We start from the raw sequence: 23,994 nt of genomic DNA on the forward strand, positions 1-23,994 counted from the left end.
CCCCGGCTGTTCAGCGCAGGAGCCCCTGGCGGCCCCGGCCGTCAAGCGCGCGACCTTCGCGCCCCTCACCGGCTGAGCGGGCCCCTGGCGCGCTGACCGTCGACCGAGCGTCCCTCGGCCCCGCCCCGTCCGGCGCGTGGCCCCTGGCGCCCCAACCGCTAAGCGAGCCGCTCGAGTTCGGCCCGGGCGTGCGCGACGCGGCCGGTTTCCTCGCCGCCGGCGCGGGAGATCTCCCGCGCGAGGTCGCCCGCCGCGTCGAGGAGGTGGCGGGCGCGGCGGCGGCTGTGCACCTGCTTGCGGAACTTCTTGCGGTCCTTGCGCAGACCGCTGACCGCGTCGAGCAGCGCGGGCCCGACCACCCCGGCCTCGGCTTCCGGCCCGAGCAGGTCCCGCATCCAGCTCCGCTCCCGGCCGGCGGCGCGGCGCAGCACCGCGACCAGGGCGACGAGCTCGACGGCCGCGATCGCGAACGGCAGCACGACGGCCAGCGAACCGCCGCCGGCGAGCCCGGTCATGTCGTCCCAGGCGAAGTGGAACACCATCGCCACCGCCATGCACAGCACGCCGAGGACCACCCGGCGCTCGCCCCGCGCGCGGCCCAGCACCCACATCAGGCCCGTGCAGAAGATGGCGCTGAACAGCGCGTGCGACACGACCCCCGTCGCGCCGCGGATGACGAAGATCTGCAGCGACGTGCCGAGCTGGTTCGCGCCGAAGGTCTGGGCGGCGCCGTTGTAGACGTAGAGCACGTCCTCGAACACCTGGAAGCCGAGGCCGATGAACGCGCCGATGATGAACCCGTCGTAGGCGCTGCGGACCAGCCGCGGGGCGAGCCCGATCAGCAGGACGAGACCGAGCGCCTTGCCCCACTCCTCGTTGATCGGGGCGGTGAGCCCGGCGGCCCAGCTGTTCGCGAAGGCGGTGCCGCCGAGCTTCGTCCAGATCTCCAGCAGCGCGCTGTTGGCCGGGAGCGCGATCCAGAACGTCGCGGCGACGCCGCCCCAGGCGAAGCCCGCCGCGAGGAGCCCGCCCGGCTGCGCGGTGTAGCGGTTCTGGTGGCGCAGCAGCAGCAACCACGGTACGAGGTACAGCGCGAACAACAGCACGCCGCCGGTCAGCGCCGGGGTGTAGAAGCCGCCGTCGCCGAAGTACCGCACGATCGCCAGCGCCCCGCCGCCGAGGCCGAGCAGGTACACCCAGAAGGCCAGGTTCTGCGGCTGGAAGAACCGGAACGGCTCGCCCCAGCCCGACTCCTCGATCGCGGCCAGCTGGGCCGCCTTGGCGCTCATCGGGCCGCGCCCGGGGTGATGCTGCGCAGGAACGCCGTCACTTCGTCGCGGTAGCGCTCGAACTGGTCCGGCCCGGTGCGCACCCGGACCAGCAGCGCGGGTGCGGCGTCGACCGGCTGCCCGACCTTGAAGGCGACGTCCAGCGCGTCGCCGGCCGGCCCGGTGCCGGCCTGGACGACGCCGGTCAGCCCGGCGGCGGTCGTGACGCTGCCCCGGGCCCCGTCGACTCCCGGCGCGTCGCCCTCGGCCCGTTCGACCTGGTCGAGGAACGCGTCCGCCGACCCGGTGTAGGGCGCGCCGCGGAGCTCGATGGACGCGCCGCCGGTGGCCAGGGTGATCTGCAGGTTCGTGGGGCTCGCGGGTACGGCGGTGCCGGTCAGGGTGCCGCTTTCGAGCTGCCAGCCCACCGGTGGGACCGCCGTCGCCCCGCCGCCGAGGTCGAGGACGTCGCCGGCCTTGGTCTCGTTGTGCCACGGGATCGCGGAGTTGAGCGCGGGCAGCCCGTAGATCAGCACGAGCGCCACGCCGAGCGCGAGCAACGCGGGTTTGAAGGTCCGCCGGTCCAGCCCGGCGAACCGGTGCTCCACGGGCACCCAGCCCCGCGGCGGTTCCTGTGCGCGGTCGGTCACCGGCGGCCCCCTCTTCTCCGCGGGAACTGTAAGCAGGCTCCATCCGGTTCGCACCTTCTCCGCTTCGGCCACCCCTTCGGCCCAGCGAATCGTCACAGGAGCAACTTCCACCTCACGAGTCTCGCTCATGCTCCTGACCTGCAGGTTTGCGGATTCACTCGAACGGATGAGCGGGGGAATCGCTGGAAATTGTCGGACCCTCGAACTACTGTTCGAGGAGCAGTAGCCGAACACAAGTTCGAGGGGACGTCCATGACGATCGCACCGCTCCGCCCCGGTACGCCCGCGCCGCCGGTCCAGACCCTGCCACCGGGGTCGTGGCACGGCCGGCTGTGGGTGTCCGACCTGCCCTTGACCCGGCCGGAGCGCTACCTCCGCTGCGTGGCGGAGTTCGAGCGGTCCGGGTTGTGGCCGGTGCTGATCCCCCACGACCAGCGCTTCGCGGCGAACGGCGAGGACTGGATCGACGACCGCGGCCGCCTCGCCCCGGCAGGCCACCGGGTGGCGGCCGCCGACCCGGCGGCGGCCCTGTCCCGCTGGTGGGACACGTCCTGCTGCGACGGCGCCTGCCTCCGCCCCTTCGGCGCCCGCTTCCCGGGGCTGGCGAAGCGAAGCCCGCGCAAGTCGGACCCCTTGGCGGAAGCGGGCAACACGGGTTCGATCCTGGCCACCCGAGCCCCGCACCGGCTGGGCTTGGTCCAGACCGAGCGCCCCGCCGACATCCCGGCGCTGCTGGGCTGGACGGGGATGATCAAGTGCACGGACCAGGTGGCCGAGCTGTCGGCGGTGTTGCGCAGCTGGGAGGACCGGTTCGGAGCAACGCTGGTGGTGCTGGGCTTCGACGCGATCGAGCTGTCGGTGGCAGCACCCCCACGCAACCAGGCGAGGGCATTGACGGTGGCGGCGGAACACCGGGCGTTCAGCCTGCCGACGTTCGCGGGGCAGCCGGGGAATTTGCGGGAGTACGCGTCGGGGTTGGTGCAGTCGCGGCATTGGAGGTTCTCCTGGGCGTAGCGAGAAAGCGCCCACGGGTCTCCGCTGCGGGGAGGTCGATCGCGGGCGGGGATCCCGGGCGGGGCGGCGGATCCAGGCAGGGCCGGGACCCGAGCTGGGCCACGGGCTCCGAGCGGGGCGCCGGGTCCGCGGCCGGGAGACGGCGCAGCCAGGTCCACCGCTCCAGGCAAGGCTGCGGATCCGGGGCCAGGGCAGCGGCTCCGGGCAGGTCCACGGTCCGGAGCGAGGCGGCGGATCCGGATCCGGGGCTGGCGGCAACTCCGGGCAGCACGACGGTTCCGGGGCGGGGCGGCGGATCCGGCCAGGGCGGCGGATCCGGGCACCGCTGCGGTTCCAGGCAGGGCCGGGACCCGAGCTGGGCCGCGGACCCGAGCGGGGCGCCGGGTCCGCGGCCGGGCGACGGCGCCGACCAGAGCCCCCGCTCCGGGCAAGGAGGTGGGTTCGGGGCCAGGGCAGCGGTTCCGGCCAGAGCACCGGGCCGGGCCAGCCTGCTTCCCTTGCCCGGCCACGTCTCCGCGCGACCGTCGTGACCGTGCGCGCCCCGCGTGGTCAGGCAATCACCCGACTCCACTTCACCCCGGCGGTGCGATGAGCAAACGCTTCAAAGGCCCACTGAGACGGCCGTCCCCGAACTCAGGTCGCTTGTCCCGACCCCCGGTCCACCAGTCCGGCCGGCGCCGGGTTTCGACTCGCCGTCGAGCGGGAAACACCCCTCGCGGGAAGGCGGTGAGGGCGATCGCCGAAATCCGGATCGGGACGTCGGGCTGGCGCTATCCGCCCTGGCGGGGCGTCTTCTACCCGCACGGGCTCGCTCAACGGCGGGAGCTCGAATACCTCTCGCGGCGGATGAACGCCGTCGAGATCAACGGCTCCTTCTACTCGCTCCAGCGCCCCGAGCGGTACCGCGCGTGGTTCGACGAGACGCCGGCGGGGTTCCTCTTCGCCGTCAAAGGCGGTCGCTTCATCACGCACATGAAGCAGCTCCGCGACGTCGAGACCGCTCTCGCGAACTTCTACGCCTCCGGAGTCCTCGCTCTCGGCGCGAAACTGGGTCCGTTCCTCTGGCAGCTCCCGCCCCGGTTCGCGTTCGACCCGGACCGGCTCGCGAACTTCTTCGCGCTCCTGCCCCGCACCACCACCGAGGCCGCCGAGCTGGCCAAGAAGCACGACGACAAGCTCAAAGGCGCGCCCTACCTCGAAAGCGGACCGCGGAAACCGCTGCAGCACGCGCTCGAAGTCCGGCACCTCAGCTTCGCGCAGCCCGCGGCGACGCACCTGCTGCGGGAACACGACATCGCGCTCGTCGTCGCCGACACCGCGGGCAAGTGGCCGTTCCTCGAGGACCAGACCGCCGGCTTCGCCTACGTGCGGCTGCACGGCGACGAGGAGCTCTACGTCAGCGGCTACTCCGACCAGGCCCTGCGCACCTGGGCCGACAAGATCAAGACCTGGCACGACGGCGGGCGGCGGGACGTGCACGTCTACTTCGACAACGACGTCAAGGTGGAGGCGCCGCGCAACGCCGAGTGCCTCGCCGACCTGCTCGGGGTGGCTCCGCCGGGTGAGCAGTGAGCGGACAGTGAGCGGGGTCCGCTTGACTCGTCGGGCGGGCGGACCCGCTTGCGTGCTGTCGCTGGGGGTCGGCACGCGGGCGGTCCGCCGCACGTACCCCGTCACCCTCCCGCGCTCACCGACGCCGCCAGCTTGGCGCGGACGTCGTCGGCGTCCGGGTGGCCCAGTTCGGTCAGCAGCCGGACCGAGCTGAGCCAGCACTCGCGGGCCAAGGCCTCAGCGCCGTACCTCGAATAGATGGTGCCCAGCTGGGCCAGGACGTCCGCGGCTTCGTACTGCTCGCCCATCTCGAAGAACATCGTGACCGAGTCGTGGATGCACGCGATGCCCTCGTCGAACCGGCCGAGGCCGATCAGGGCCAGGCCTCTGGTGTGCTGGGTGAAGCGGGTGTCCACCGGCCGGCCGTCCGGGCCGACGACGGCCAGTGCCGCGTCCGCCAGGCGCAGGGCCTGCTCGTGGTCGCCCATCGACGTGCACACGTCGCCGAGCGCGCGCAGCACGCTCGCTTCGAACTGGCCCATCCGCAGCTCGCGGACGATCTCCAGGGCCTGCTTGCCGTGCTCGTACGCCCACGCGTACTCGTCCAAGTTGTGCGAAGCCAGCGCCAGGTTGTACTGCGCCCGCGCCTCGCCCTCCCGCGCGCCGAGCTCGCGCTGGATCGCCAGCACCTGCTCCAGGTACCGCCGCGATTCCGCGTAGTTCCGGGCGACGCCGTTGACGACGCCGAGGCCGCTGAGGATGCCCGCCTCGCCGGGGCGGTGGCCGCTCGCCCGGGCCGCTTCGAGCGCCACCGTGAACACCGAACGCCAGTCGTCCAGGCGCGAGCGCGTCACGAAGTAGCTCTGCAGCAGCCAAGCGAGCTTCCAGCAGACGTCGTCGCGGCCGAGCCGGCGCGCCAGGTGCACCGCGGCGATGAGGTTGGCGGACTCTTCGACGAACCAGTCCAGCGCCTCGTGGTGGGAGCCGAAGGAGAGACCGCCGTCGAGGTCGTCGAGCTCCAGCAGCCGGTAGTAGCGCTCCGGCCGCATCCGGCGGGACGCGTCGAGGGCCGACGCCAGGTACCAGCCCAGCAGCCGGTCCAAGGCCGCGGCTCGCTGCGAAGCCGAGTCGACCTGCGAAGCGACTTCGCCGGCGTAGGCCCGGATCAGGTCGTGGAACTGGTAGCGGCCCGGGCGCGGCTGGGCCAGCAGGTGCGCGGACGCCAGGGTCTCCAGGACCGCACGGGCCGTCGCGAGGTCCAGCCCGGCGACCGCGGCCGCCACCGGGGCGGTGAAGTCGGCGCCGGTGGCCAGGCCGAGCAGCCGCAGCAGCCGCGCCGCCGGTGGCTCCAGCGCCTGGTAGGAGTACGACAGCACCGAGCGGATGTTCGTCCCTTCGCCGTCGGCGAGGTCGAACGAACCGAGCAGGTCGTTCTCGATCGAGCCCGCGAACTCGTCGAGCGGCAGGTCGGGGAACTGCGCCGCCCGCACCGCGAGGATCCGGATGGCCAGTGGCAGCCCGCCGCAGTGGCGCACGAACCGTTCGGCCGCCGCCGGGTCGCGGGCCACCCGCTCGACGCCGATCGTGGCCGCGAGCAGCTCGGCGGCGTCCTCGTCGCCGAGCTCCTCCAGCGCGATCCGACGCGCGCCGTGCGTCGCGACCAGTCCGCGCAGCTGCCAGCGGCTGGTGACCACGACCAGGCAGCCCGGCCCCGGCAGCAGCGGGCGCACCTGCTCGGTGCGGTTGGCGTTGTCGAGCAGGACCAGCAGCCGCCGTCCCGCGGTGTGCGTCCGCCAGCTCGCCGCGCGGCCGTCGAGGTCGGCCGGGATCGCGTCGCACGGCACGCCGAGCGCGGTGAGCATCGCCTCCAGCGCCGTCGACGGCTCGACCGGTTCGCCGGGGCCGTAGCCGCGCAGGTTCAGGTAGACCTGCCCGCCGGGGAACCGGTCGGCGATCTCGTGCGCGAAGTGCACGGCCAGCGTCGTCTTGCCGAGGCCGCCCATGCCTTCGACGGACGCGATCGGCGTCGACGCGCCGGCGTCGACCGCCTCCGGCACCAGCGCGTGCAACGCCTTGAGGTCGGACTCGCGCCCGGAGAAGGTCCGCAGGTCGGCGGGCAGCTGGTGCGGCACCTGCGGTTCGGCGCCCAGCCGGTAGCGGGCCAACCGGGCGGACTCGTCGGCGCCGGTGAGGATCGCCTGGCGGGTGCGCTGCAGCGACGGCCCGGGGTCGAGCCCGAGCTCGTCGGCGAGCACCGCGCTGATCCGGCCGTACACGTCGAGCGCGTCAGCTCGCCGGCCCGACCGGTACAGCGCGGCCATCAGCTGCTCGTGCAGCCGCTCCCGCAACGGGTTTTCCCTGGTCAGCCGGGTCAGTTCGGGGATGACGGTGGCGTACTCGCCGACGTCGAGCAGCGCGTCCGCCCACTGTTCGCGGACCCGCAGCCGTTCCTCGGCCAGCTGGCCGGCTTCGTCGCGGTGGAGCGCGTCCGACTCGACGTTGAGCAGCGCCGGCCCGCGCCACTGTTCGAGCGCCTCGGCGAAGTGCGCGGCCGCCCGGCGGCTCTCGCCCCGGTCGAGTTCGGCCTTGCCGCGGGCGGCGAGGGCGCGGAACCGGGACAGGTCGAGCAGGCCGTCGTCGAGTTCGATCAGGTAGCCGCCGCTTTCGGTGCGGATCGCGACCTGGTCGCCCAGCGCCCGGCGCAGGCGCAGCACGTACGTCTGGAGCGCGCCCTTGGAGCGGCGGCGGTCGTCGGCCCACAGCCAGCGGCCCAGCTCCTCGACCGGCACGACCCGGTTCGCGCGCAGCAGAAGCCCGGCCAGCACGATCAGCGGCCGGCTGCCCCCGAGCGGTACCGGGCGGCCGTCGGCCGTGACCTCGGCCGGACCCAGCACGCGGAAGTCGAGGACCACGGGGTCATTCTCTCCTCCGAATGCGCGGTTCTGCATCCGTTCGCCGATCCTGGGACGGTGGCATGATCGGCCTTGATGAAGGTCTACGCGATTCCCCTGCGCACCCGGTTCCGCGGCATCACCGTCCGTGAAGGCGTCCTGCTGCGCGGCCCGGCGGGCTGGGGCGAGTTCTGCCCGTTCGCCGACTACTCGGACGCCGAGAGCGCGCCCTGGCTGCGGGCGGCGCTGGAAGCGAGCGAAGCCGGCTGGCCGGCGCCGGTCCGCGACCGGGTCGAGGTGAACACGACCGTCCCGGTGGTCGCGCCCGAGAAGGCGTACGAACTCGTGCGCGCGTCCGGCTGCCGCACGGCGAAGGTGAAGGTCGCGGACCCGCGCGTCTCCCTGGCGGACGACTGCGCCCGGGTCGAGGCGGTCCGCGACGCGCTCGGCCCGGACGGCGCGATCCGCGTCGACGCCAACACGGCCTGGGACGTCGACACGGCGGTCCGCGCGATCACGGACCTCGACAAGGCGGCGGGCGGGCTGGAGTACGCGGAGCAGCCGTGCCCGACGATCGACGACCTGGCCGCGGTGCGCCGCCGGGTGGGCGTCCGGATCGCCGCGGACGAGTCGATCCGCCGCGCGGAAGACCCGCTGAAGGTGGCGGTCGCCGGAGCGGCGGACATCGCGGTGCTGAAGGTGGCGCCCCTCGGGGGCGTGCGGCGGGCGCTGGAGGTCGCGGAGGCTTGCGGGCTGCCGTGCGTGGTGTCGTCGGCGGTGGAGACGAGCGTCGGCCTGGCCGCCGGCCTGGCACTGGCGGGCGCGCTCCCGGAACTCGAATTCGCTTGTGGACTGGGCACGATTTCGTTGCTGACCGGCGACGTCTGCGCCGACTCGCTGTCCCCTGTGGACGGTCACCTGCCGGTGCCGCGCCGGGCCCCGGAGCCCACGGACGCGTACCTGGCCGCACCCGGCGTCCAAGCCTCGTGGGAAGCGCGCCTGGCGAGGGTGCGCGCGCTCACCTGACCCCGAGTGCGAAGTTCAGGGTCGGGGTCCGGGCCGTTCCCGATGTGGTCAGGGTGACCTGCGAGCCAGTATTGAGCCATGACGAACAGCGTGTACACCCCCGCCAAGAAGCTCCGCCGCAGCCGCTCCGACAAGATGCTCACCGGCGTCTGCGGTGGCTGGTCCACCTACCTCGGCATCGACGCCAACGTCCTGCGCATCGGCCTGGTCGCCGCCGTGTTCCTCTCGGTCGGCATCGCGATCCCGATCTACGTCGCGGCCGCCATCCTGACGCCGGAAGAGGACTCCTGACGGGGGCGGGCGCCGGTTCGCAGGGGGAACCGGTGCCCGCCGGGGGTGCGTTCGGCCGAGCACGGTAGGCCGGGCGGCGCAAAAGCACGGCGCGGGCCCCGTTCGAGGGGTTAGGGTCCGCTCTCGTGGATCAAGGGAGCAGGACGGCCGCGAAGGTCGTCGTCGGGATCCTGGGCGGCCTGTACCTGATCGCCGGGCTGGGGTTGACCGCCTTCGCCGCGTTCTTCGCGCTCGCGTTCAACGACACCGGCAGCACGACGGTCACGAAGACCGTGCTCTACACCGCCGCCGGGCTGGCGATCTGGATCCTGCTCACCGGGATCGGCGCGATCGTCGTCGCGCTGGAAGCGGAAGAAGCGAGCACCGCCTGGCTCGGGGGCCTCGGCGTGCTCGCGCTCGGCGTCGTCATCTTGGGCGCCTACGCCGTCTGGTTCTTCACGAAACCATAGGAAAAGCCCGGCCCGCCGAAGCGGACCGGGCTTTTCCCGTCAAGCGACCGGACTCAGAAGTCCATGCCACCCATGCCACCGGACGGGTCGGCGGGAGCGGCCGAAGCCTTCTCCGGCTTGTCCGCCACGACGGCCTCGGTGGTCAGGAACAGCGCCGCGATGGAAGCGGCGTTCTGCAGCGCGGAGCGGGTGACCTTCGTCGGGTCCGGCACGCCGGCGGCGAGCAGGTCCTCGTAGACACCCGTGGCGGCGTTGAGGCCGTGACCCTGCGGCAGGCCCTTGACCTTCTCCACCACGACGCCGCCTTCGAGGCCGGCGTTGATCGCGATCTGCTTGAGCGGGGCCTCGACGGCCACCTTGACGATGTTGGCACCGGTGGCCTCGTCGCCCTCGAGCTTCAGGCCCGCGAACGCGGCTTCGGCGGCCTGGATCAGGGCCACGCCACCACCGGCGACGATGCCCTCTTCCACGGCGGCCTTCGCGTTGCGCACCGCGTCCTCGATGCGGTGCTTGCGCTCCTTGAGCTCGACCTCGGTCGCGGCGCCGGCCTTGATGACGGCCACGCCGCCGGCCAGCTTCGCGAGCCGCTCCTGCAGCTTCTCGCGGTCGTAGTCCGAGTCCGAGTTCTCGATCTCGGCGCGGATCTGGTTGACGCGACCCTGGATCTGGTCGGCGTCGCCCGCACCCTCGACGATGGTCGTCTCGTCCTTGGTGATGACGGCCTTGCGGGCCTTGCCCAGCAGGGACAGGTCCGCGTTCTCCAGCTTGAGGCCGACGTCCTCGGAGATGACCTGGCCACCGGTCAGGATCGCGATGTCCTGCAGGATCGCCTTGCGGCGGTCACCGAAGCCCGGGGCCTTGACGGCGACGGACTTGAAGGTGCCGCGCATCTTGTTGACGATGAGGGTGGCCAGGGCCTCGCCCTCGACGTCCTCGGCGATGATCAGCAGCGGCTTGCCGGACTGGATGACCTTCTCCAGCAGCGGCAGGACGTCCTTGACGGTGGAGATCTTGGAGCCGAAGAGGAGGATGTACGGGTCCTCGAGCTCGGCTTCCTGACGCTCCGGGTCGGTCACGAAGTAACCGGAGATGTAGCCCTTGTCGAAGCGCATGCCCTCGGTGAGCTCGAGCTCGAGACCGAAGGTGTTGCTCTCCTCGACGGTGACGACGCCTTCCTTGCCGACCTTGTCCAGCGCCTCGGCGATCAGCTCGCCGATGGTGCGGTCAGCGGCCGAGATCGAGGCGGTAGCAGCGATCTGCTCCTTGGTCTCGATCTGGACGGCGGCCTTGTGCAGCTGCTCGGTGACGGCCTCGACGGCCGCCTCGATGCCACGCTTGAGGGAGATGGGGTCGGCGCCGGCGGCGACGTTGCGCAGCCCCTCGCGGACGAGGGCCTGGGCGAGCACGGTGGCGGTGGTGGTGCCGTCACCCGCGACGTCGTCGGTCTTCTTGGCGACCTCCTTGACGAGCTCGGCCCCGATCTTCTCCCACGGGTCCTCGAGCTCGATCTCCTTGGCGATGGAGACACCGTCGTTGGTGATGGTCGGCGCGCCCCACTTCTTCTCGAGCACGACGTTCCGGCCCCGCGGGCCGAGGGTCACCTTGACGGCTTCGGCGAGGGTGTTCAAGCCGCGCTCAAGACCGCGGCGGGCGTCCTCGTCGAACGCGATCAGTTTGGCCATTGCGGTGTGGTCCTCCGGTATTGGGCGCCACCGCCGCGCTGGTCGACAGCGGCGGCAGCAGGACTCTTTCCTCGGCCAGGCTCGGTGCCCGCGACGGACGACTGCACCCGGGTGGGGGTCAGCCTCACCGTCCCGACCTTTGGCACTCGACGGCGTCGAGTGCCAAGACCGTGTTTAGCACTCTCGGGGGGAGAGTGCAAGAAGACCTGCTCAGCGCCGCACGATCAGTTGCTCGGCTTGATGGTGATCGACGTCGGCGGGGCGTTCAGCGACGACGTCGGGTTGGTCTGCGAGTCGCCGCCGGGGCCGACCGGGATGTTCGGGGCCGTCGTCTGGCCACCGCCGCCGCTGTCGTCGCCGTTGAACAGGAAGATCGCGCCCACGACCAGGCCGGCCACGACGACCAGCCCGAGGACGATGAAGATCCACTTCTTGCCGCCGCTGCTCTTCGGCTGGTGGAACGCGCCGGCGCCGCCCGCGGGCATCGGCGGGCGCAGGCGCATCGGGTCCTGGCCGTAGCCGGGCGGTGGCCCCTGCGGCGGCATGCCCGGCTGCTGCGGGTAGCCGTAGCCCTGCGGGGGCATGCCCTGCGGCGGCATGCCCGGCTGCTGCTGCGGGTAGCCGTACCCGGGCGGCGGGCCCTGCGGCGGCATCCCCTGGGGCGGTGGCCCCTGCGGACCGCCAGGACCTTGCGGCCCCTGGCCGTAGCCGGGCTGCTGCTGTCCTCCGTACGGGTGCACGGGGGCCCCCTCTCCCTGCGGTGCGCTGTTCTGGTGCGGCCCCTGTTGTACCTGACCAGGACGGTGCGGCGCGGGAACTCCACCCGAATTGGACCCGGGCGGGCCCGGCGGGGTGTCGGACGTGGCCAGCTGGCCGAGCGCGCGGCGGGCGGCCGCGACCATCTCGACGCAGCTCGGGTAGCGGTCGGCCGGGTTCTTCGCCATCCCCTTGCGGACGACCTCGTCGATCGACGGCGGCAGCGCGACGGCGCGCGAGATCGCCGGCGGTTCGCCGTTGAGGTGCCCCTTGATCACCGTCGGCACGTCGCCCTTGAACGGCGGGCTCCCCGTCAGGCACGCGTAGAGGACGCACGTCAGCGCGTACTGGTCGGTGCGCCCGTCCAGCGGCTCGCCGCGCAGGTGCTCCGGCGCCGCGTACGTGGGCGAACCGAGGAAGTCGCCGCCGCGCGTCCGGTGACCGGTCGCACCGCGGCGCGTCAGCCCGAAGTCGGCGACGTAGACGTGCTCGCGCGACGTCTCCTTCTTCGTCACGAGCACGTTCGCCGGCTTGACGTCCAGGTGGACCAGACCACGGTTGTGCAGGGTGTCGAGGGCGTCCGCGACCTGGTCGAGCATCGTCAGGGCGCGCGCGGGCGCGATCGGGCCGCCGGCGATCAAGCCGGCGAGGTCACCGCCGTCGACCATCCGCATGGCGATGTACAACATGCCGTCGAGCTCGCCGAAGTCGTACAGCGGCACGACATTGGCGTGGTCGATCGCGGAGGTGTTGCGCGCCTCGTCGACGAACCGCTCGCGGAACTCGGCGTCGGCCCCGAGGTGGTCACCGATCACCTTCAGCGCCACCTTGCGGCCGAGACGCACGTCCGTGGCCTTGTAGGTGACGCTCATGCCGCCCTTGCCGAGCACCCCGTCGATGCGGTAGTTGCCCAGCCGGCGACCGGTGAGGTCCCCCGACACATCGCCTGTCACGCCCGCAGCCTAACGCCCCAGGTTCGGCGCTTGCCGGGGGTTCGCCGATCAGGTGAGCGAGTGGCTACGAAACCTTCCGCACGTCGGCTGCCTGGCTACGACCGTCGCGGCCGGACTGCACTTCGAACTCGACGCGATCGCCTTCGTCCAGAGTGCGGAATCCTTCGGACTGGATGGCCGAATAGTGGACGAAGACGTCCGGCCCCTCCGTGGATTCGATGAACCCGTAGCCCTTTTCCGAGTTGAACCATTTGACGGTGCCGACAGCCACGGCGCCCTCCCTCAGCACAAAGGATCCGCTGGCCCGAGCGGATGCCAGCGGCGGAAGTGCCAATCACGCTACCGGAATTATTGTCCGCGGCAATGGGCAATTCGTCCGAAGATCACGTGCCCGAAAGGCGTCTGTTCCGCGCGTGCACGAGCACGGTCCCCGGCCCCGCGAAGTCGACGGCGAGCCCTTCACCGCTGCGCAGCGACTGCGAGCCGCCCGGGTCGAGCGCCCGCAGGCGGCACTGGACGGTGTCCGGGTAGGCCAGCAGGTAGTCCGGCCGGACCGTGACCAGCTCGCCCTTGCCCAGTTCGAACGCGTCCACCGGGCCGGGCGCGGCCAGCACGAGCGGGCCGGTTCCGCTGTAGTGCTCGAGGAACCCCGAGTCGGCGCCGAAGAGCTGCTGCAACGGCGTCCAGTTCGGGTCGTGCCGGACCGTCGAGGGCCTTACCAGCACCGCGTCGCGGTGCACCGACCAGCCGGTGCTGCCGCCGACGTCCAGCGGGTAGACGTCGCCGGGGCGCAGCGGCGCGAAGTCGATCCAGCCGCCGTCGGACGGCGCGGTGTAGACCACCGCCGTCGCCTTGCTCGCGCGGACGCCGCCGCGGCCGGCCGGGGTTTCGGTGACCCCGAACCGGCTGGCGAGCAACGTCTCGGGTGCCGCCTGCACGGCCTCGCCCGGGTCCAGCAGGACGCGGGCGACGCCGAAGCCGGGCGTGTGCCGGGTCTGGACGCGCATCAGCGGGAGGGGACGTGGGAGATGATCCAGTTCACCAACGCGGACGGGTTGCGCGTCTGCGTCATGATCTGGCCCGGGCCGACGAAGTCGAACACCAGGCCTTCGCCGCTCTTCATGGACTGGATGATGCCCTGCGCGACCTTCCGGATCTGGTACTGCACGGTGTCGGCGTACGCGACCACGTGCCCGGTGTCGACGGTGACCATCTCGCCCTGCTGCAGTGTGATGGTCTCGACCGCGCCGTAGCAGGAGACGAGCAGCTGGCCCTGTCCGGTGGCGTGGGTCAGGAACCCGCCCTCGCCGCCCATCAGGTTCTTCATGCCGCCCCACTTGGTCTCGGTCTGCACGCCGTGCGACGACGCGAGCCAGCAGCCGCGGGTGACGGCCCAGCCGGTGCGGCCGTCGAGCGGGATCACCTGGATGTCACCGGGCAGGTTGGCCGAGACGTCGACCCAGCCGCCGTTCTGCGGCGCGGTGAAGGTGGAGATGAAGAAGGACTCGCCGCCGAGGAAGGCGCGGCCGAGCCCCTTCATGATCCCGCCCTGTGCCTGCGACTGGACCTGCACGCCGTAGCTGGTGGCCATCATCGCGCCGGATTCCACCTGGCACGGCTCCCCGGGCGCCAGCATCAGCCGGGCGACGGCGAACGAAGGCTGTTGACGGACCTGAACCTGCATGCTTGCTCCCCATCGGCGTGCTCGTGACGGGCAGAGTCTTGCACGAGCCCGAAAGGCGGGGAGGATGGTCCGGTGATCTCCGTCGACGACTACCGCGACCGCGTCGCCGAACTGCTCGGCACCGCACCCGCGGCCACGCTGCCCCTCGCCGCCGCGGCCGGCCTCGTGCTGGCCGAGGACGTGCGGGCCGGCGTCTCCCTGCCGCCCTTCGACAACTCCGCGATGGACGGCTACGCGGTCCGCGCCGCCGACGTCACCGCGGCGCCGGTGACCCTGCCGGTGGCCGACGACATCCCGGCCGGCCGGGTCGACTTCCGGCCCCTCGAGCCGGGCACCGCGCACCGGATCATGACCGGTGCCCCGCTGCCGCCCGGCGCGGACGCGGTGGTGATGGTGGAGGACACCGACGGCGGCACGGAGACCGTGACGATCTCGGCGCCTGCCCGCGAAGGCGCGCACATCCGGCGGACCGGCGAGGACGTCGTGGCCGACAGCGTCGCCCTGCACGCCGGGACGGTCCTCGGCCACTCCCAGCTCGGCCTCGCGGCCGCGGTCGGGCTGGCCGAGGTCCGGGTGCACCGGCCGCTGCGGGTGCTGGTCGCCTCGACCGGCACCGAGCTGATCGACGCGCCCGCCCCGCTGCGGCACGGCCAGATCTACGAGTCCAACAGCGTGATGCTCGCCGCCGCGATCCGCGCCCTCGGCTGCGAGGTCGACGTCGTCCGCAGCGTCGTCGACGACGTCGAGGAGTTCCGCAAGGTCATCGAGCCGAAGCTGGCCGACGCCGACCTGCTGGTGACGTCCGGCGGCGTCAGCGCGGGCGCCTACGAGGTGGTCAAGGACGCGCTGACCGGCCAGGGCGTCGAGTTCGCCAAGATCGCGATGCAGCCGGGCGGGCCGCAGGGCTGCGGGCGCTGGCAGGGCGTGCCGGTGGTGACGTTGCCCGGCAATCCGGTGAGCGTCCTGGTGTCGTTCGAAGCGTTCCTGCGCCCGGCGCTGCTGACGGCCATGGGCCACACCGACGTCTCGCGGCGGCGCGTGCGGGCCCGGCTGACGGAGGAGATGAGCTCGCCCGCCGGCCGCCGCCAGTACCGCCGGGGCGTGTTCACGCCGTCCGACCGCGAGGTGACCGGGATCGTCGGGCCGCGCGGCGGGCCGGGGTCGCACCTGCTGGCCGCGTTCACGCAGGCCAACTGCCTGATCGTGCTGCCGGAGGACGTCACTTCGGCAGCGGTCGGGCAAGAGGTGGACGTGCTGCTGCTCTGACCGGGAACTCGCGCAGCTTCCGGTACGGCGCGAGCAGCGGCAACGCGACGATCAGCGAGCCCGCGGCCACCCAGAGCGTCTCGCGGATGCCGATCGCTTCGCCCAGCACGCCGCCGAGGACGCCGGCCACCGGGATCGAGCCGTAGTTGACGATCGACATGCTCGAGTTGATCCGGCTGAACAGCTCCGGCGGGCAGTACTGCTGCCGGAACGTCGTGACCAGCACGTTCGCGGCGACGACACCGGCGCAGACCCCGAACAACGCGAGCACGAACGGCACCAGGCCCCAGCCCGGCTCGCTCAGCGGCCCGAGCAGCAGCATCGGCGCGGCGAAGCCCTCGCACAGCAGCCACGCGCGCGCGGCGCCGAAGCGCGCGGCGAGCCGCCCGGCCGCGGCCGCGCCGAGCACCCCGCCCGACGCGGCCAGCGCCAGTACCAGCCCGACCAGGCCGGGCGCGGTGCCGAGCGTGCGGGACAGGAAGACGATCTGGATCGAGCTGTACCCGGTGAGGGCGAGGTTCGAGACGGCGCCGAACGTCATCAACGACCGCAGGTACCGGTCGCGCACGACGAACCGGAGGCCCTCGGCGATCTGGCTGCGCATCGACGCCTTCGGCTTCGGCACGACGGTTTCGCGCGCCCGGATCGCCCGCACGCACAGCACGGAGACGCCGAAGCTGACCGCGTCCGCCAGGATGCCGCTGACCGGGCCGAACACCTGGGCCAGCAGCCCGGCCACGCCCGGCCCGGCGACCTGCGTCGCGGACTCGCTGCCCTGCAGCTTCGCGTTGGCTTCGAGCAGTTCGTGGTCGCGCGCCAGCACCGGCAGGTAGGCCCGGTAGGCGAGGGTGAAGAAGACCTTCGCGACGCCGCCGAGCAGGGCGGCGGCAAGCAGGTACGGCAGGGTCAGCAGGCCGAAGGCGGCAGCGAGGGGCACGCTGCCGAACACCACCATCGAAACGGTGTTGCAGACCTGCATCACCGGGCGCTTCGGCAGCCGGTCGACCCAGGCGCCGGCCGGCAGGCCGATCACCAGCCACGGCAGCCAGGCCACCGCCGTCAGCAGCGCGACCCCGAAGGTGCTCGCCTGCAGCGTGACCACCGCGACCAGCGGCAACGCCGTGCTCGCGACCATGCTGCCGAGCATGCTGGTCGTCTCGCCGGTCCAGAGCAGCCGGAAGTCCCTGTTCCCCCAGAGCCCCTTCACGGCTTGCCCAGCGACGCCCGTGCGGCGAAGAAGACCGGCCGGCGCTCGACGGCGTCACCGGGTTCGGTGCGGTTCTCGAACTCGCTGATCAGGAGGAAGATCCGCTCGTTCAGCTCGTCGAGCTCCGCGCGCGAGAGCCGCACCCACGTGTCGATGCTGAACGGCGCGCCACGCCACTCTTCGGGGTAGCTCTCCCGGTTGGCGATCCATTCGCGGGCGACCGCCACCTGGTGGTCGAGCACGAGGACTTCGGCGGCCTCGGCGACCGGGTCGCCGGGGAAGTCGGCCGCGGCCCACCGCAGGGTCTTCGCACTGCGCTTCCACCACCGCTCCCGCTGGTCGCGGGCCAGTTCCGGGGCCTCCTCGACCAGCTTCGCCGCGGCCAGGACCTTCATGTGGTGGCTTACGTTGCCGACCGCCTGCCCGGTCTTCCCGGCCAGCATCGACGCGGTCGCGGGGCCGTCGAGGCGGAGCAGCTCCAGGAGCCGGCGGCGCAGCTGGTGCGACATGGCCGCCAGCACCTTCGAATCCCGGATCTCCCGGATGTCGTCGCTCATGACGCACAAGAGTAGTTGTACAAGAATAATTGCGCAATGACTCTTGTACAACTGCTCGCGTAAGCTCCCGCCATGGGTTTCGTCGCGTGGGTGATCTTCGGTGCGATCGTCGGCTGGGCCGCGAACCTGGTCGTCGGCGGCCGGGCGCGGCGCCGGCAGGGCTGCCTGGTCAGCGTGCTCGTCGGCGTGGTCGGCGCGGCGCTGGGCGGGCTGGCCTACCGGCTCGCGACCGGCCAGGAGAAGACGTTCGACTTCGACTTCCCCAGCTTCGGCGTGGCCGTCCTCGGCGCCGTCGTGCTGCTGGCGATCCTGCGGCTCGTGAGCGGGCTCGGCCGTCGTCCGAGTGACCGTTGGTAACTTTTCCCGGACGAATCGTGATCGACAGGCCTTCAGCCGCTAGACTGCTTCGTCACGCGCATTGCCCGGTGGCCGGGTGCATGCGCCGTCGGGGGGCGGATGCACCCGGCCCCCATTTCTCTTCGCTTCGATGACGACGTCGACGGCGCGCACCGGGTCCACCAGCGACGGCAGCGGCACCTCGTCGATCTCCGCGCGCCACGCACCGAACAGCTCGGCCAGGCGAGCGTCGGCGGGATCGCGGTGATCGGTCATCGTCCCTCACAGGTCGGGCGGGGCAGCGCCCCGAACGGCGTCAACTACTTAGAGTCATCGGTGAAATCGACCTTCCGTTACCGGGATGTGGTCGCTCCCACCCTTCGCGGTGACCCCCTCGCGGAGGAGCCACCGAGGGGGACTCGGACACGCTCACCTGGGGCAGCGGTAGCGTGGTGGCGCCCGTACGCGGCTGCCGGACCCCGGCGCCGACCCGTTCTTCCGACACGAAACCAGGGGACCCGACCATGAGCGGCACCCGGCCGGAGCCCGCCGGCAACCCAGTCGCGCACGCCGTCCAGCTCGCCCGCGAAACGCTGCCCCCGATGCACCCCGCCGGTCGCCCGTTCGTGGCGGGTGGCGCGGTCGCGACGCTGGTCGCCCGCCGGTTCTCCAAGCGCCTCGGCGTCGTCGGCGCGCTCGCGACCGTGGCGATGGCCGCGTTCTTCCGCGAGCCGAAGCGGGTCCCGCCGCCGCGCGACGGCGTCGCGCTCGCGTCGGCCGACGGTCTCGTGTCGCTGATCGAGGAAGCCGTCCCGCCAGCCGAGCTCGGCCTGCCCGCCGAACCGCGGATGCGCGTCTCGGTGTTCCTCTCGGTGTTCGACGTGCACGTCCAGCGCGTGCCGGCGAACGGCGTGATCGAGCGGGTCGCCTACCGCCCCGGCAAGTTCCTCTCCGCCGACCTGGACAAGGCCAGCGAGGACAACGAACGCAACTCCGTGCTGATGCGCACCGAAGACGGCCACGAGCTCGTCGTCGTGCAGATCGCCGGGCTGGTCGCGCGCCGCATCCTCTGCGAGATCCGCGAGGGCGACAAGGTCGGCGCCGCCGCGACCTACGGCATCATCCGCTTCGGCTCGCGGGTCGACCTCTACCTGCCGCCGGGCTCGCGCGTGCTGGTCGCCAAGGGCCAGCGCACGGTCGGCGGCGAGACCGTGATCGCGGAACTCCCTGCCTCGCCGGCGAAGGGCTGATCGATGGTCCGCGTGACCACCCCCGGCGTGCGGTTGCTGCCGAACGCCATCACCGTGCTGGCGCTGTGCGCGGGCCTCTCGGCCGTGCAGTTCGCGCTGACGAAGAACTTCGCGATGGCGATCGCCTCGATCGGCATCGCCGCGGTGCTCGACAGCCTGGACGGCCGGATCGCCCGCCTCCTCGATGCGACGTCGAAGATGGGCGCGGAGCTGGACTCGCTGTCCGACGGCATCTCGTTCGGCGTGGCCCCGGCGCTGGTCGTCTACGTCTGGCAGACCGGCGCGGACCGGATCGGCTGGGTGGCGTCGCTGATCTTCGCCGTCTGCATGATCCTGCGCCTCGCGCGGTTCAACACGCTGCTGGACGACACCGAGCAGCCGCCGTACGCCAGCGAGTTCTTCGTCGGCGTCCCGGCCCCCGCGGGCGGCCTGCTGGCGATGCTGCCGCTGGTGGCGTACCTCCAGTGGGGCGAGGGGTGGTGGTCCTCGCAGTACGTCGTGTGGGCGTGGACGATCGCGATCGCGGCCCTGCTGATCAGCCGCATCCCGACGCTGTCGCTGAAGACGGTCAAGGCCCCGGCCAAGGCGATCGCCCCGCTGCTGCTCGGCGTGGCCCTGCTGGCCGCGGCGATCATCCAGTTCCCGCTGGTCGCGCTGCTCGTGGCGATGATCCTGTACCTGGCGCACATCCCGTACTCGGTCTACCGCCACCGCTGGCTGGCCGCGCACCCGGAGGCCTGGACGGTCCCGCCGCGCGAGCGCCGCGCGATCCGCCGGGCCCGGTCGTCCCGCCGGCTGGGGCTGCGTCCCCCGCTGCGCCGCCGGGTCGCGGGCGCGGCGATGCGCGCGGTCCGCTTGCCGCGCGAAACGGTCCGGACGCCCCGAGGCAGCGAGAACGGCCAGGGCCCGCGCCGCCGCTCGTGGCGCCAGATCGGCCTGCGCCGCAAGTAGTCCTCAAGTCCGCGGGCCGCCGATCAGCAGGTCCAGCTGGTAGCCGAAGTCCGGCACGCAGTCGCCCGACTCCAGCGCGGGCAGCGCGCGGTGCAGGCTCGGCAGCGCTGCCGGCGTCACCACCCGCCGGACCACGACCCAGCGCGGCTTCCGGCCCCGCCGCTCGCCCGGCCGTGCGGGACATCACCTACTTCGACGCCTGGGAGCGCACCGGATCGCTAGGGTGAACGGCGTGAGCCACCCCCAGATCACGCTGACCGTCCGGCACACCCCGTCCGCGCTGGACACCCGCCGCGGCGTCGTGCGGCTGCACCCCGAAGTCCTCGACGCGCTGGGCCTGCGGGCCTGGGACGCGGTGCACCTCACCGGGGCCCGGGTCAGCGCCGCGCTCGCCGCGCCCGCCGACGAGGCCGGGGTGCCCGGGGTGCTGCTCACCGACGACGTCACCATGTCGAACCTCGGGGTCACCGAGGGCTCGGAGGTCGTGGTCGCGCCGGCCGAGGTCGCCGCGGCGAGGACGGTGACCGTCGCGGGGTCACGGCTCGCCAGCGTCTCGGTCAGCCCGCACGTGCTGCGGCTCGCGCTCATCGGCAAGGTGCTGACCGTCGGCGACGCCGTTTCGCTGCTGCCGCAGGACCTCGCGCCGACGCCGGGGTCCGACCCGGCCGGGCTGCGCGGTCAGCTGTCCCGGGCGATCGGCGCGACCTGGACCAACGAGCTGCTCACCGTCACCGCGACCGAGCCGGGCGGCCCGGTCGCGGTCGGACCGTCCACAGTGGTCGTCTGGCGCGACGGCGCGCGACCGGCCGCCGAGCCCGCCGCGCCCCGGACGGCGACCGCGCTGGTGCGCACCTCCGCCGTGACCGCGGCCGAGGAGTGGATCGATGCGGAGATCGTCGAGGACGAGGTCGCCGTCGAGGAGGTCGTCGAACCGGCCGTCCCGCTGGCGGACCTGATCGGTGCCGAAGCCGCCGTGCGCAAGCTCGGCGAGTGGTTCGACCTGGCGTTCCACCGGCCCGAGCTGCTCGCGCGGCTGGGCGCGCCCGCCCACCTCGGCGTCCTGCTGTCCGGGCCCGAAGGTGTCGGCAAGGCGACGCTCGTCCGGTCGGTCGCGAACGAGGCCGACATCCGCGTGGTGCCGCTGGCCGCGCCCAACCTCGCGGTCCTGGACCCGAACGTCGCGGTCGCGCGCCTGCGCGAGGCGCTCCGCTCCGCCGAGGGGCCCGCGGTGCTGCTGCTCACCGACGTCGACGCGCTGCTGCCCGCGGCTTCCCCGCCGCCGGTCGCCACGGTCGTGCTGGAAGAGCTGCGGACGGCCCTGCGCCGCGGGCGGTTCGCCGTCGTCGCGACGACGGCCCGTGCGGAGTCCGCTGACCCGCGGCTGCGGGCCGCCGACCTGCTGGACCGCGAGCTCGGCCTGGCGCTGCCGGACGCGAAGACCCGGCGCGAGCTGCTGAACGTGCTGCTCCGCGACGTCCCGCTCGACTCGGGCATCGACTGCGGCGTCCTCGCCGAGAAGACGCCCGGGTTCGTCGCGGCCGACCTGATCGCACTGCGGCGGGACGCGGCGCTGCGGGCCGCGCTGCGCCAGCGCGACACCGACGAGCCGCGGATCTCCCAGCAGGACCTGCTGGACGCGCTGGCCACCGTCCGCCCGGTGTCGATGTCCACTTCGGACAACCTGGCCACCGGCGGGCTGACCCTGGACGACGTCGGCAACATGGTCGACGTCAAGCAGTCCCTCACCGAGGCCGTGCTGTGGCCGCTGCGGTACCCGGACTCGTTCGCCCGGCTCGGCGTCGAGCCGCCGCGCGGGGTGCTGCTGTACGGGCCGCCCGGCGGCGGCAAGACATTCCTGGTGCGGGCGCTCGCGGGCACCGGCGCGCTGAACGTCTTCGCGGTGAAGGGCGCCGAGCTGATGGACAAGTGGGTCGGCGAGTCCGAACGCGCGGTGCGGGAGCTGTTCCGCCGGGCCGCCGAGGCCGCGCCGTCGCTGATCTTCCTGGACGAGATCGACGCGCTGGCCCCGCGCCGCGGGCAGTCGTCGGACTCCGGCGTCGCGGACCGCGTGGTCGCGGCGCTGCTCACCGAGCTCGACGGTGTCGAGCCGATGCGCGAGGTCGTCGTGCTGGGCGCGACGAACCGGCCGGAGCTGGTCGACCCGGCGCTGCTGCGGCCAGGCCGCTTGGAGCGGCGCGTCTACGTCCCGCCGCCGGACGCCGAGGCCCGCGCCGCGATCCTCACGGCCAGCTCGAAGAACACGCCGCTGGCCTCCGATGTGGACCTCGCCGAGGTCGCGTCCACTCTGGACGGTTACTCGGCCGCCGACTGCGCCGCGCTGATCCGCGAAGCGGCCCTGACGGCCATGCGCGAGTCCCTGGAGGCCCGGGAAGTCACGGCGGCGCACCTGGACGCGGCCCGCAAGACGGTCCGGCCCAGCCTCGACCCGGCCCAGCTCGCGACGCTGGAGGCGTACGCGAAGACGCAGGCCGGGGAGTGAACGAAGGGGCCATCACCCGATGGCCCCTTCCGGTCAGCTGCCCTTGTGGCCGGACTGGTATTCCTTCGTCACGATCACTATCAAGCCGGGGCTCGCGCTCTCGATGCCCGGGAAGCGCGGCTCGGCCTTGATGCCGAACTCCTGGGCGAGCTGCTTGGCCGCGGCTTCCTCGTCGGTGCCCGGGCGGTAGAACGCCGTCGTCGTCGGGATGACGCCCTGGGAGTAGTTGCTGACCTCGTTGACGTTCCAGCCGCTGCCGCGGAAGTCCTCCGCCGCCCGGTCCGCCAGGCCCTTGATCGTCGAGTTGTTGAAGACCCGGACGGTCACCCACTTGTTGGACGCCTGCTGGTCACCGGGCTGCCCCGGCTGCCCCTGCGTCGGCTGGCCGGGCGCCGGGCTCGTCGGCGACGGCGGCGTGGGCGAGGTCGGGTTCGTCGAGGTCGACGGCGGCGTGGCCGTCGACGAGGTGGCCGGCGGCGCGGACGTGCCGCCGGAGGTGCCCGGCGGCGTGGACGAAGTACCGCTCGGCCCGGCCTCGTTGGAGCCGTCGCCGCTCAGCGCCGTGATCCCGCCGACGACCGCCGCGACGATGGCGACGCCGATCAGCACGACGCCCGCGGCCTTCATCGGCCGGGACATACCCGAAAACACACTCATTTCAGCTCGATCCCCAGTCGCCGGGCGCCACGCTTGCGCTGACGGGCGGCTCGCGTCTTCTGCAGCCGCCGCACCAGCATCGGGTCGGCTTCGATCGCCTCCGGCTTCTCCAGCAGCTTGTTGAGCAGCTGGTAGTAGCGCGTGGCGGACAAGTCGAAGCGCTCGCGGATGGCGTTCTCCTTCGCCCCGGCGTGTCGCCACCACTGGCGCTCGAAGGCGAGGATTTCGACCTCGCGTTCGGTCAGGCCGGGCACGGGCTTCGGCGGCGACGGCTGCGGCTCAGCCATCGACTCCGCGGCGTCCATCCGAGTCCCTCTCAATCGGGCGTATGGCGAATCAGACCTAGCTCTTCCGCGGGCGCCATTCAACCACGGAAGCGGCCGCCGACGTGGGCATCGACCCCGGCGCGTCACGGTCTGATGCAGGTCTACCAGAAGGGTCCGACTAAACTGGCTCGCCGTGACCATCCACCCCATCGTTATCGCCGGCGAACCCGTGCTGCACCAGCCGACCCGGGAGATCACCGAGTTCGACGACAAGCTGAGCACGCTCGTCGACGACATGTTCGAGACGATGTACGCCGCCGAAGGCGTCGGTCTCGCGGCCAACCAGATCGGCCTCGACCTGCGGGTGTTCGTCTACGACTGCCCGGACGACGAGGGCGTGCGCCACAAGGGCGTCGTCGTCAACCCGAAGCTCGAGACGTCGGAGATCCCGGAGACCATGCCGGACCCGGACGACGACTGGGAGGGTTGCCTCTCGGCGCCCGGCGAGTCGTACCCGACGGGCCGCGCGAAGTGGGCGAAGGTGACCGGCTCCGACATCGACGGCAACCCGATCGAGGTCGAGGGCACCGGCTACTTCGCGCGCTGCCTGCAGCACGAGACCGACCACCTCGACGGCTACATCTACCTCGACCGCCTGGTCGGCCGGCACGCGCGCGCGGCCAAGAAGATGCTCAAGCACAACAAGTGGGGCGTCCCCGGCAACAAGTGGCTCCCGCCCAAGACCCCCGAGGACGATGGCGCCGTCATCTGATACCGCGAAGGGCCCCT

At 72.4% G+C, this 23,994-nt stretch carries 24 protein-coding genes; 11 read left to right on the top strand and 13 right to left on the bottom strand.

Annotated elements, in window-relative coordinates:
* Nucleotides 1-158: 158 nt before the first annotated feature.
* Together AB5J73_RS07745 and AB5J73_RS07750 are read right to left on the bottom strand one after the other, a co-directional pair.
* Complete coding sequence (locus AB5J73_RS07745; RefSeq protein ID WP_370969008.1) at nucleotides 159-1,289, bottom strand: PrsW family intramembrane metalloprotease; 1,131 nt, start codon at nucleotides 1,287-1,289, stop codon at nucleotides 159-161.
* Entirely contained in the window at nucleotides 1,286-1,918 is a 633-nt protein-coding gene (locus AB5J73_RS07750; protein WP_370969009.1) for a hypothetical protein, read from the bottom strand. Before AB5J73_RS07750 ends, AB5J73_RS07745 begins: the two co-directional genes overlap by 4 nt.
* 252 nt (nucleotides 1,919-2,170) lie before the next feature.
* Here AB5J73_RS07750 and AB5J73_RS07755 point away from each other — a divergent pair, with 252 nt between their 5' ends.
* Together AB5J73_RS07755 and AB5J73_RS07760 are read left to right on the top strand one after the other, a co-directional pair.
* Nucleotides 2,171-2,932: a DUF4253 domain-containing protein gene (locus AB5J73_RS07755; RefSeq protein ID WP_370969010.1), complete on the top strand. Its 762-nt coding sequence runs from the start codon at nucleotides 2,171-2,173 to the stop codon at nucleotides 2,930-2,932.
* 726 nt (nucleotides 2,933-3,658) lie between these two features.
* Nucleotides 3,659-4,504, top strand: a complete 846-nt coding sequence (locus AB5J73_RS07760; RefSeq protein WP_370969011.1) for a DUF72 domain-containing protein — start codon at nucleotides 3,659-3,661, stop codon at nucleotides 4,502-4,504.
* Nucleotides 4,505-4,605: 101 nt separating this feature from the next.
* On the opposite strand, the gene AB5J73_RS07765 is transcribed toward AB5J73_RS07760, so the two are convergent.
* Nucleotides 4,606-7,395, bottom strand: coding sequence for a BTAD domain-containing putative transcriptional regulator (locus AB5J73_RS07765; RefSeq protein ID WP_370969012.1), 2,790 nt, complete (start codon nucleotides 7,393-7,395; stop codon nucleotides 4,606-4,608).
* A gap of 75 nt (nucleotides 7,396-7,470) precedes the next feature.
* On the opposite strand from AB5J73_RS07765, the gene AB5J73_RS07770 reads away from it, so the two are divergent.
* The 3 genes from AB5J73_RS07770 (at nucleotide 7,471) to AB5J73_RS07780 (ending at nucleotide 9,140) form a co-directional block, all read left to right on the top strand.
* Nucleotides 7,471-8,400 carry an o-succinylbenzoate synthase gene (locus tag AB5J73_RS07770; RefSeq protein ID WP_370969013.1) on the top strand — a complete coding sequence of 310 codons (930 nt, stop codon included), beginning with the start codon at nucleotides 7,471-7,473 and terminating at the stop codon, nucleotides 8,398-8,400.
* A 78-nt stretch (nucleotides 8,401-8,478) separates the two neighbouring features.
* Nucleotides 8,479-8,691, top strand: coding sequence for a PspC domain-containing protein (locus AB5J73_RS07775; RefSeq protein ID WP_247017827.1), 213 nt, complete (start codon nucleotides 8,479-8,481; stop codon nucleotides 8,689-8,691).
* 125 nt (nucleotides 8,692-8,816) lie between these two features.
* Complete coding sequence (locus AB5J73_RS07780) at nucleotides 8,817-9,140, top strand: hypothetical protein (protein ID WP_125308050.1); 324 nt, start codon at nucleotides 8,817-8,819, stop codon at nucleotides 9,138-9,140.
* Between the two features lie 53 nt (nucleotides 9,141-9,193).
* On the opposite strand, the gene groL is transcribed toward AB5J73_RS07780, so the two are convergent.
* The 5 genes from groL to AB5J73_RS07805 all read right to left on the bottom strand — a co-directional run bounded on the left by groL (nucleotide 9,194) and on the right by AB5J73_RS07805 (nucleotide 14,215).
* Nucleotides 9,194-10,822 carry a chaperonin GroEL gene (gene groL, locus AB5J73_RS07785; protein WP_086857657.1) on the bottom strand — a complete coding sequence of 543 codons (1,629 nt, stop codon included), beginning with the start codon at nucleotides 10,820-10,822 and terminating at the stop codon, nucleotides 9,194-9,196.
* Nucleotides 10,823-11,046: 224 nt separating this feature from the next.
* Nucleotides 11,047-12,531, bottom strand: coding sequence for a serine/threonine-protein kinase (locus tag AB5J73_RS07790; RefSeq protein WP_370969014.1), 1,485 nt, complete (start codon nucleotides 12,529-12,531; stop codon nucleotides 11,047-11,049).
* Nucleotides 12,532-12,595: 64 nt separating this feature from the next.
* Nucleotides 12,596-12,802, bottom strand: a complete 207-nt coding sequence (locus AB5J73_RS07795; protein WP_003085446.1) for a cold-shock protein — start codon at nucleotides 12,800-12,802, stop codon at nucleotides 12,596-12,598.
* Between the two features lie 112 nt (nucleotides 12,803-12,914).
* Complete coding sequence (locus tag AB5J73_RS07800; RefSeq protein WP_370969015.1) at nucleotides 12,915-13,538, bottom strand: AIM24 family protein; 624 nt, start codon at nucleotides 13,536-13,538, stop codon at nucleotides 12,915-12,917.
* Nucleotides 13,538-14,215 carry a TIGR00266 family protein gene (locus AB5J73_RS07805; protein ID WP_370969016.1) on the bottom strand — a complete coding sequence of 226 codons (678 nt, stop codon included), beginning with the start codon at nucleotides 14,213-14,215 and terminating at the stop codon, nucleotides 13,538-13,540. The genes AB5J73_RS07800 and AB5J73_RS07805 overlap by 1 nt, the downstream gene beginning before the upstream one ends.
* Nucleotides 14,216-14,287: 72 nt before the next feature.
* Here AB5J73_RS07805 and glp point away from each other — a divergent pair, with 72 nt between their 5' ends.
* Nucleotides 14,288-15,481, top strand: coding sequence for a gephyrin-like molybdotransferase Glp (gene glp / locus AB5J73_RS07810; RefSeq protein ID WP_370969017.1), 1,194 nt, complete (start codon nucleotides 14,288-14,290; stop codon nucleotides 15,479-15,481).
* Here glp and AB5J73_RS07815 read toward each other — a convergent pair.
* Nucleotides 15,435-16,688: an MFS transporter gene (locus AB5J73_RS07815; protein WP_370969018.1), complete on the bottom strand. Its 1,254-nt coding sequence runs from the start codon at nucleotides 16,686-16,688 to the stop codon at nucleotides 15,435-15,437. The genes glp and AB5J73_RS07815 overlap by 47 nt on opposite strands.
* Nucleotides 16,685-17,245: a helix-turn-helix domain-containing protein gene (locus tag AB5J73_RS07820; protein WP_370969019.1), complete on the bottom strand. Its 561-nt coding sequence runs from the start codon at nucleotides 17,243-17,245 to the stop codon at nucleotides 16,685-16,687. The genes AB5J73_RS07815 and AB5J73_RS07820 overlap by 4 nt, the downstream gene beginning before the upstream one ends.
* 72 nt (nucleotides 17,246-17,317) lie before the next feature.
* Between AB5J73_RS07820 and AB5J73_RS07825 the strand changes: the two genes are divergently transcribed.
* Nucleotides 17,318-17,602, top strand: a complete 285-nt coding sequence (locus AB5J73_RS07825; protein WP_370969020.1) for a GlsB/YeaQ/YmgE family stress response membrane protein — start codon at nucleotides 17,318-17,320, stop codon at nucleotides 17,600-17,602.
* Between the two features lie 39 nt (nucleotides 17,603-17,641).
* On the opposite strand, the gene AB5J73_RS07830 is transcribed toward AB5J73_RS07825, so the two are convergent.
* Nucleotides 17,642-17,857, bottom strand: coding sequence for a hypothetical protein (locus AB5J73_RS07830; RefSeq protein WP_370969021.1), 216 nt, complete (start codon nucleotides 17,855-17,857; stop codon nucleotides 17,642-17,644).
* A 248-nt stretch (nucleotides 17,858-18,105) separates the two neighbouring features.
* Between AB5J73_RS07830 and AB5J73_RS07835 the strand changes: the two genes are divergently transcribed.
* From AB5J73_RS07835 to AB5J73_RS07845, 3 genes are all read left to right on the top strand, one after another.
* Nucleotides 18,106-18,831, top strand: a complete 726-nt coding sequence (locus AB5J73_RS07835; protein ID WP_370969022.1) for a phosphatidylserine decarboxylase — start codon at nucleotides 18,106-18,108, stop codon at nucleotides 18,829-18,831.
* Nucleotides 18,832-18,834: 3 nt separating this feature from the next.
* Complete coding sequence (gene pssA, locus AB5J73_RS07840; protein WP_370969023.1) at nucleotides 18,835-19,782, top strand: CDP-diacylglycerol--serine O-phosphatidyltransferase; 948 nt, start codon at nucleotides 18,835-18,837, stop codon at nucleotides 19,780-19,782.
* A gap of 232 nt (nucleotides 19,783-20,014) precedes the next feature.
* Entirely contained in the window at nucleotides 20,015-22,282 is a 2,268-nt protein-coding gene (locus tag AB5J73_RS07845) for an AAA family ATPase (protein WP_370969024.1), read from the top strand.
* Nucleotides 22,283-22,315: 33 nt separating this feature from the next.
* On the opposite strand, the gene AB5J73_RS07850 is transcribed toward AB5J73_RS07845, so the two are convergent.
* Both AB5J73_RS07850 and AB5J73_RS07855 read right to left on the bottom strand, forming a co-directional pair.
* Nucleotides 22,316-22,939: a LytR C-terminal domain-containing protein gene (locus AB5J73_RS07850; RefSeq protein ID WP_370969025.1), complete on the bottom strand. Its 624-nt coding sequence runs from the start codon at nucleotides 22,937-22,939 to the stop codon at nucleotides 22,316-22,318.
* Complete coding sequence (locus tag AB5J73_RS07855) at nucleotides 22,936-23,244, bottom strand: DUF3263 domain-containing protein (RefSeq protein ID WP_364528646.1); 309 nt, start codon at nucleotides 23,242-23,244, stop codon at nucleotides 22,936-22,938. Before AB5J73_RS07855 ends, AB5J73_RS07850 begins: the two co-directional genes overlap by 4 nt.
* Nucleotides 23,245-23,398: 154 nt before the next feature.
* Here AB5J73_RS07855 and AB5J73_RS07860 point away from each other — a divergent pair, with 154 nt between their 5' ends.
* Nucleotides 23,399-23,977: a peptide deformylase gene (locus tag AB5J73_RS07860; protein WP_370969026.1), complete on the top strand. Its 579-nt coding sequence runs from the start codon at nucleotides 23,399-23,401 to the stop codon at nucleotides 23,975-23,977.
* Nucleotides 23,978-23,994 lie beyond the last annotated feature (17 nt).

The organism is Amycolatopsis sp. cg9, from assembly GCF_041346945.1.
In the GTDB taxonomy this organism is placed as follows: domain Bacteria; phylum Actinomycetota; class Actinomycetes; order Mycobacteriales; family Pseudonocardiaceae; genus Amycolatopsis.

Bases quoted from the DNA above. Each gene is read 5' to 3' on its own strand.
- AB5J73_RS07745 (WP_370969008.1), bottom strand. From the start codon at position 1,289: ATGAGCGCCAAGGCGGCCCAGCTGGCCGCGATCGAGGAGTCGGGCTGG.
- AB5J73_RS07755 (WP_370969010.1), top strand. From the start codon at position 2,171: ATGACGATCGCACCGCTCCGCCCCGGTACGCCCGCGCCGCCGGTCCAG.
- AB5J73_RS07770 (WP_370969013.1), top strand. From the start codon at position 7,471: ATGAAGGTCTACGCGATTCCCCTGCGCACCCGGTTCCGCGGCATCACC.
- AB5J73_RS07775 (WP_247017827.1), top strand. From the start codon at position 8,479: ATGACGAACAGCGTGTACACCCCCGCCAAGAAGCTCCGCCGCAGCCGC.
- groL (WP_086857657.1), bottom strand. From the start codon at position 10,822: ATGGCCAAACTGATCGCGTTCGACGAGGACGCCCGCCGCGGTCTTGAG.
- AB5J73_RS07800 (WP_370969015.1), bottom strand. From the start codon at position 13,538: ATGCGCGTCCAGACCCGGCACACGCCCGGCTTCGGCGTCGCCCGCGTC.
- AB5J73_RS07805 (WP_370969016.1), bottom strand. From the start codon at position 14,215: ATGCAGGTTCAGGTCCGTCAACAGCCTTCGTTCGCCGTCGCCCGGCTG.
- AB5J73_RS07820 (WP_370969019.1), bottom strand. From the start codon at position 17,245: ATGAGCGACGACATCCGGGAGATCCGGGATTCGAAGGTGCTGGCGGCC.
- AB5J73_RS07825 (WP_370969020.1), top strand. From the start codon at position 17,318: ATGGGTTTCGTCGCGTGGGTGATCTTCGGTGCGATCGTCGGCTGGGCC.
- AB5J73_RS07830 (WP_370969021.1), bottom strand. From the start codon at position 17,857: ATGACCGATCACCGCGATCCCGCCGACGCTCGCCTGGCCGAGCTGTTC.
- AB5J73_RS07835 (WP_370969022.1), top strand. From the start codon at position 18,106: ATGAGCGGCACCCGGCCGGAGCCCGCCGGCAACCCAGTCGCGCACGCC.
- pssA (WP_370969023.1), top strand. From the start codon at position 18,835: ATGGTCCGCGTGACCACCCCCGGCGTGCGGTTGCTGCCGAACGCCATC.
- AB5J73_RS07850 (WP_370969025.1), bottom strand. From the start codon at position 22,939: ATGAGTGTGTTTTCGGGTATGTCCCGGCCGATGAAGGCCGCGGGCGTC.
- AB5J73_RS07855 (WP_364528646.1), bottom strand. From the start codon at position 23,244: ATGGACGCCGCGGAGTCGATGGCTGAGCCGCAGCCGTCGCCGCCGAAG.